Source organism: Alteribacillus sp. JSM 102045 (assembly GCF_041949975.1).
Classification (GTDB): Bacteria; Bacillota; Bacilli; order Bacillales; family Marinococcaceae; genus Alteribacillus.
The window spans coordinates 1-6,651 of sequence record NZ_JBHFQG010000068.1; the positions used below are offsets into that span (position 1 = coordinate 1).

The 6,651-nt window shown below is 37.9% G+C and carries 8 protein-coding genes and 1 pseudogene; 3 read left to right on the top strand and 6 right to left on the bottom strand.

What is annotated here, in order from left to right; genetic code table 11:
* Nucleotides 1-556: 556 nt before the first annotated feature.
* Nucleotides 557-799: a metallophosphoesterase gene (locus ACE1TI_RS21330; protein WP_375009533.1), complete on the bottom strand. Its 243-nt coding sequence runs from the start codon at nucleotides 797-799 to the stop codon at nucleotides 557-559.
* Nucleotides 800-1,056: 257 nt separating this feature from the next.
* Nucleotides 1,057-1,374 carry a hypothetical protein gene (locus ACE1TI_RS21335; RefSeq protein WP_375009534.1) on the bottom strand — a complete coding sequence of 106 codons (318 nt, stop codon included), beginning with the start codon at nucleotides 1,372-1,374 and terminating at the stop codon, nucleotides 1,057-1,059.
* A gap of 485 nt (nucleotides 1,375-1,859) precedes the next feature.
* Between ACE1TI_RS21335 and ACE1TI_RS21340 the strand changes: the two genes are divergently transcribed.
* Both ACE1TI_RS21340 and ACE1TI_RS21345 read left to right on the top strand, forming a co-directional pair.
* Entirely contained in the window at nucleotides 1,860-2,759 is a 900-nt protein-coding gene (locus ACE1TI_RS21340; protein ID WP_375009535.1) for a helix-turn-helix domain-containing protein, read from the top strand.
* Nucleotides 2,760-2,853: 94 nt separating this feature from the next.
* Nucleotides 2,854-3,738, top strand: coding sequence for a diacylglycerol kinase (locus ACE1TI_RS21345; protein ID WP_375009536.1), 885 nt, complete (start codon nucleotides 2,854-2,856; stop codon nucleotides 3,736-3,738).
* A 16-nt stretch (nucleotides 3,739-3,754) separates the two neighbouring features.
* Here ACE1TI_RS21345 and ACE1TI_RS21350 read toward each other — a convergent pair whose 3' ends face one another.
* From ACE1TI_RS21350 to ACE1TI_RS21365, 4 genes and pseudogenes are all read right to left on the bottom strand, one after another.
* The gene (locus ACE1TI_RS21350; RefSeq protein ID WP_375009537.1) at nucleotides 3,755-4,348 is read right to left on the bottom strand and encodes a GNAT family N-acetyltransferase; all 594 of its coding nucleotides are present in this window, start codon (nucleotides 4,346-4,348) and stop codon (nucleotides 3,755-3,757) included.
* Nucleotides 4,349-4,412: 64 nt separating this feature from the next.
* Nucleotides 4,413-4,991, bottom strand: a complete 579-nt coding sequence (locus ACE1TI_RS21355) for a hypothetical protein (RefSeq protein ID WP_375009538.1) — start codon at nucleotides 4,989-4,991, stop codon at nucleotides 4,413-4,415.
* Nucleotides 4,992-5,412: 421 nt separating this feature from the next.
* A complete protein-coding gene (locus tag ACE1TI_RS21360; RefSeq protein ID WP_375009539.1) occupies nucleotides 5,413-5,790 on the bottom strand; it encodes a DUF779 domain-containing protein in 378 nt (125 codons plus the stop codon).
* A 215-nt stretch (nucleotides 5,791-6,005) separates the two neighbouring features.
* Nucleotides 6,006-6,323: pseudogene (locus ACE1TI_RS21365) on the bottom strand (aldehyde dehydrogenase family protein); the annotation flags it as partial.
* 117 nt (nucleotides 6,324-6,440) lie between these two features.
* Between ACE1TI_RS21365 and ACE1TI_RS21370 the strand changes: the two are divergent.
* The coding region (locus ACE1TI_RS21370) for a transposase family protein (RefSeq protein WP_375009540.1) at nucleotides 6,441-6,651 on the top strand (211 nt) is incomplete at its 3' end.

A 6,651-nucleotide genomic window follows, 5' to 3' on the forward strand; every position in this document is an offset into this window, starting at 1 on the left:
AAATATATTCAACACTATAATGAAGAGCGAATACAAGAAAAACTAGGCTACCTTACTCCAAAAGAGTTTGGAGTCAAAGCAGCCTAGCAGGTGTTTTATATCTGTCTCATTTAGCTATGGCAGTTCAGAGGCCAGGGGTTTTTGTTTATAGGGGCGTTACTGTTCACCGATGGGTACAGAACCCTCAGCATATTCCCCGTTTTCATAAAGCAGTGCATTTAATTGTTTATTAAACCCGGCCCCTCCGTCAATTCCAATCTTATCAGGCTGAAACCATATGCCAGCTTCCTCTTGCAGCGTCAGTGTAGGCGTATGTCCAAAATATCACTTTTTCTCAGTGGAAAGGGTGGTATCTAAAAAAGGAGGTCGAATCCATAGCAGTTCCTCTTCCTTATAATCGTTAAGATTTTTAATACATTGATAATGATCTGAAAAATCATTAATTACCAATTGACGTATTTCATCAAACGAATCTTTTAACAATCGATTACCAGCGTAACTTTATAATGTTTCTCTTCCTCCATTTTGAATCCATAAGGAAACGTCACTGTCTTCCTCATTTTAAAAAGGCGTCGAGCATCATGTGTTCATGATTTCCTTTTAAGAAAACGATGCGAGGCCCAGCTTCTTCCTGAAGCTGCAGCAAATAACGAATAAGCTGGTATGATTGAGGATCTCGGTTTACATAATCGCCCAGCAAATAAAAATGGTCTTTTTTAGGGTCATAGTTTAATTGAAACAGCAAAGAAGTGAAAGCTTTAAACTGTCCATGTATATCAGATATAAATATTTCACGCATGATAATGCATTCCCCCTTCATCCTGCTGTTTTGAATATTCCCTCTCTTCTCTTTGTAAAAACTCATTAGAAAAAACCCTGCTTATTACTGGAGCCAGATGGTCAAACCGCAGTTTTACTAATACGCTCAATAAAAAAGTAAAAAAAGACCTGGTATATCACCAGGTCCAGGCGGAGGAAGCCTTTTTGCATACATTTATCAAATTGAAACAAAAGAACGCAGGAAAGGGGGATAAAAGCGATCTTTTGCTTCAGCTGTTAAGCAAATGAAGGGACTTTTGAATATTCTTCCAATTGACTTTTCATATATTCAAAATCCCGGCTCGTGGCATTTTCCATCATATCAACAAGCAGCCGAAAGCATACAGTCTCTGTACCTAAGGGGGCTTTCAAAACAGATTCATCTCGCTTCCAAATAAGGGACATCATTTCGATAAACGGTACCTTCCCTTCAATCTGCGGCGCTTTGTAATAAACAAAATCACGCAGAGCACATAAGTCCTCTTTATTGGATGCATTTTCATATTTTTTCAAAAATAAACTTACAAACTCTTCGGTTACTCTGCTTGTTCTCATTAGATGATCCTCCTCTCACCGGGACAATTTTAATTATGTTAGGAAGTTCAAATATCAGTAAATATTAACAACTGTGTCGTGTTTATGAGGCTCGACATCAGTGAAATTTTAAAAAAGAGCCCCTGCAAAGTAAGGCAAGGGTCAAAAAGGGGTAGCTTGGATTGTGGTGTAAAGCATGTACAAATTAAAAACTAATGATTATTTAATAAACGTGTGGAAAAGATACATCTAAAGTGCTGACATCACCAGTCGTTGCAACTGCTGCTAATGCAAATGCAAGTAAACCTAAATTTTTAAGTAATTTCATTTGGTATTCCTCCCCAACTCGCTATTAATTTTTATCATGGGTATATTGTTACACAAAAATAAATAGGGTGCAGTTTTGAATATAGGTTAAGAGAACAAGTGAGGTCTCTATTTATTCGTTATTCGTGATATTATTAAGATGTTGAGAACTATAGTACTTTCATTGTGGAGGTGATGGGATGGAATATTCATCAATTGGAATTAAACTGAAGGACTTAAGACAATATTATGGGGTAAGTCAAAGAGAACTAGCAAAAGATATTTGCTCGCAAAAAGCTATTTCTAAAATAGAAAGAGGAGAATCACAGCCAACAGCTGAAATGTTACACCAATTAGCACTAAGATTGGGAGTCGAAATAAGTTATTTCTTTGAAGAACATGATGCTCCTCGTTTTAATTATATACAAGAAACCAAGGACAGAATAGAAGAATTAGTTACTAATTGGAAATATGAAGAAGCTCTCGATATAATTAGAGAAGAGCTCAAAAACCCCTTGTTCAGGAAACCAACCCATAGAAAGTTTTTATTATGGCAAAGAAGTATCTGTCACTTTTATGTAACGGATGAAAAAGAAGATGCTATAGAATTACTAAAAGTATCTATGGATATCGAAACAAATTCGAAAAAAACAATTTCAACGGTAGATATAGCAATGCAAATGAGTTTGGGTAACATGTATTCTGATATACAAAATTATGAACTTGCATTGTATTATTATGAAGAAGCGCTGCGAATGTCAAAAAAACTGCCTGCTTATAGATCAAATCCGCCTATGATCAAAATATATTATAATCTTAGTCTTGTTTATTACAGAATGCATGAATTTGAAAAAGCAATAAAGGTTGCATCAGAAGGAATCGATTTAAACTACAAAAAAAATTCGGTATTCTTATTAGGAGAGTTTTATTATCAAAGAGGAATCTCCCTATTTTATTTTGGAAGAATTAATGAAGCTCTTCAAGATATAAAAAAAGCTTTATTTATATTTAAAGAAAGAGGTCAATCGGTTTTTTATAATTTTGTAGAATTGAACTTTTTAAGGTTTCAGCGAGCATCTAATGCTTTGATAAAAGAATAATTTCATTTGGAGAAACGATAAGAGTCGTAAGTTTATAGGTTTTAGTATAGTATAGAACAACAGGGACTAAATCTTTAAAATTAGGAGAACAAACATGAAACGAGCACGTATCATTTATAACCCGACATCGGGTCGGGAACAAATGAAAAAGCAGCTTCCTTATATTTTAGATCGGCTGGAAGTAGAAGGTTATGAAGCATCGGCTCATATGACGAAAAGAGAAGGCTGCGCGATAGATGAGGCGAGAAGAGCTGGGTTAGCCGGCTTTGATGTTGTAGTGGCAGCCGGCGGGGACGGTACTATTTTTGAAGTAGTCAATGGACTGGCAGAGCTTGAAAAACGTCCGAAGCTTGGCTTAATTCCTGCAGGCACGACCAATGACCTGGCAAGAGCTCTTGGCATCAGCGGCAGCAATATTGAAAAAGTGTGCGATGTACTTTGTTCAGGGAACAGCCGTCCTATTGATATTGGAAAAGTGAATGATCAATATTTTATTAATATAGCAGCTGGCGGAAAGCTGACTGAATTAACATACGACACACCAAGCAAGTTGAAAACGATGATGGGACAGCTTGCATATTATGTCAAAGGATTTGAAAAACTGCGGTCTTTGAAACCGAAACATGTAAGAATGGAGTACGATGGGAAGTTATATGAAGGTCAAATTATGATGTTTCTCATTTCTAATACAAATTCGGTAGGAGGATTTGAAAAACTGCTTCCGAATGCCCAATATAATGATGGTATGTTTGATATGATTATTATTAAAAAAACAAACCTTCCCGAACTCGTCCGCATTGGTACCCAGGCCTTAAATGGAGAACATCTTCACCATGAGAAAGTAATGTATGTGCAAGCAAATAGAATAAAAATTGATGTAGAAGGAGATATGCAGCTGAATTTGGACGGAGAATATGGAGGGAAGCTCCCAGCGGAATTTGTCAACCTTCATCACCACGTTGAAATGTTTTGTCCTTAAAAAACGGATCAGGGCGTTACAGCACCTGATCCGTCATTTTTATTGCTTCCCATTCATGCTTTAACATTCCATAAATTTTTATATCACGCCGTACGCCTTTTACGAGCATACGCTGTCTTAATGTTCCTTCATAGGTCATTCCGATTTTATCCATGACACGTATGGAATTTATGTTTTCTGCATAACACCTTGCTTCAATTCGTACAAGACCCATGTGCTCGAATCCGAATGATGCAAGTTTTGCTGCAGCTTCTGGTACAATGCCCTTCCCCCAATAGTTAGGAGTAAGAACGTAGCCGATTTCTGCAGCTGCATGCCCTTTTTCCCACCAAACATAATCGATGGTCCCTATCAGTTCGTTCGTCTCTTTTAATTCTATTCCAAAAGGAGCAAGGTCCCCTTTTTCATATTTTTCAAAGGCAATATCTAAAAACTGCTGTGTATCATCAGTGGATTGGTGCTGATCCCACAGTACATGCTCACTAACTTCCGGTTTCGATGCATAGTCAAAAACAGCATGTAAGTCATTTTGATGAAGTTTTCTTAAACGTAACCGTTCTGTCTCTAACTCAGGAAATGGGTAAAATATATCCGGTGTTTTTTCAGCCATGCAGATCCTCCTTTCTTAAAGGAGATTTCTTGATAGGTTAAGTTCGTTCCTTCCAACGTCCGGCCTATTTTTGTTCCGTTATTTTATATGTACCGGAACGGCTGTCAAATGATTCTTCCCAATCATCATTTTGCGTGTCATAGCTTTGCTCAAATTTTTCACCAAACTTATTCCACTTTTCTTCAAAAGAATCGCTTTGTTTATGTTCTATTTCAGGACGGGAGGAATTTTTTGTATTTACAGACGGTTTGTCTGTTGGAGTGATGTTTTCACTGTTGTTCTTCCCTTCAGAAGAAGAAAAGAGGCTCCACAGCTTATTTAAAGATCCAAAATGAAAACCAAAGCTATGCCACTGGTAAGAAAAAGATTTTTGTTCTGAAGCAGTTTCTTCGCTGCTTCCTATTGTGCTCCATCTTTCATCGAAATCTTCAAGCTTTTCTTTTTCCGATCGAGTATCCTCCTCTGCTTCTTCTGCTGTTTCCTGTGCTTCCTGCAAAATCGATTCCCAATCTTCTTCAGCTCTGCTTTCATCAGATGCATTTTTATTATTGGAGTCAACCCAAAAAGAGCTTTCAGCATCTGCTCTTATGGCAAAAGCGAGAAATAAACTGCTGAGTAAAAACAGGTTCCATACTTTTTTCAATAGGAAACCGTCCTTCCTTATTATAAAAATGTATATAAGTTCTATTCCTTCCAAATAAGTAAAAACGCGCTGAGGAAAATATTTCCGTCAACGCGTTCATTATGTAGCCCCTCTAGTAGCCTCTTCTTATATTAAAAATGGACCAGATCCCTGTTGCGACGGAGAGAATGATACTTGCAATGATAAACCAATGCATGACTAATCCAAACCCCTTTCTTCAAGCTTCACAACTCTTTACTAACTAAAAGAATAGTATGGTTTTTAAAAAAAATCAATGAAAAAAGAAAGAACGTTTACATATTACAACAATATTTTGTATCTAATTTTCCAAGCATTATAAAATTATATACATCATTTCAGTATTAGAAAAAGGCGTCCTTTAAGTGGTAAAACCACTTTTGGACACCCTTTTTACATTGGGTCAGGACTGAGCGATTTCTTCCTGTAATGCTTTACGTTCCTCTTCGGAATAGACCCTTGATCTAGTTAAGAAACGTTTTCCTTCCGGCCCCTCAAGAGAGAACATCCCTCCACGCCCGTCGACAACATCAATAATAAGCTGTGTGTGTTCCCAGTACTCATATTGATCTTTGGAAATGTAAAAGGGCATGCCGCCAATATCACCTAAATACACATCATCACTGCTGCCTACTTTAAAATCCCCTTCAGGAAAACACATTGGAGAACTTCCATCACAACAACCGCCCGATTGATGAAACATTAATGGACCGTGCCGATTTTTTAATTTTTCAATCAAGTTAAGGGCTGCATCTGTGGCCGTTACTTTTTCCACTTTCAAGGAAAGTCACCATTTCAATAAAGAATAGCAGGCGCCCTGGTGAATGTTATGATCGATTGAATGGAGGCTCATAACTGTGATGACGGCCATGAGCGCTGAATTTTAAGAGTATAATTCATATTATTATCATTATACCCGGTATGATGAGTGTTGCAGAAAAAGCAGGCTGGCACAGAAACTTACCGCACCCGGCCTGCGTTTTAAGTAGGCTATTTTTAAAAGAAACCTAGAGCACTGTCGCTGTAGCTGACCAGCAAGTTTTTCGTTTGCTGGTAATGATCCAGCATCATTTTGTGATTTTCCCGGCCAATACCAGATTTTTTGTATCCTCCAAAAGCTGCATGCGCCGGATAATCATGATAACAGTTGGTCCAGACGCGGCCCGCTTGAATCTCACGTCCGAATCGGTAAGCGGTGTTAATATCGCGGGTCCATATCCCTGCGCCTAATCCGTAAAGCGTATCGTTTGCTACAGACAATGCTTCTTCATTGGATTTGAAGGTTGCTACAGAAAGAACAGGGCCAAAAATTTCGGCTCTATTATAATTGTTGGGGTATGAAAAAATTTAGACATAAAAAAACACGCAGCTCCAAAATCCTTTACACTTGAATTGTCCAAGAAACAAGAAAAAGATTGGAGTTGCGTGTAGATGTATTTTAACATGAAGTGGCCTGGATTAGAAGACGTAGTGGTTACCAAAACGGAAGAGATAGGGGAGGCATTTTATCTCCATGTGGAGGTACCCCGTAAATCCCATCGGTGTCCAGCATGCGGGGAAAGAACAAGCCGAGTCCATGATTACCGTATCCAAAAGATCCAGCACCTTAAAGTATTTGAACGAACGTCTTATTTATTTTATC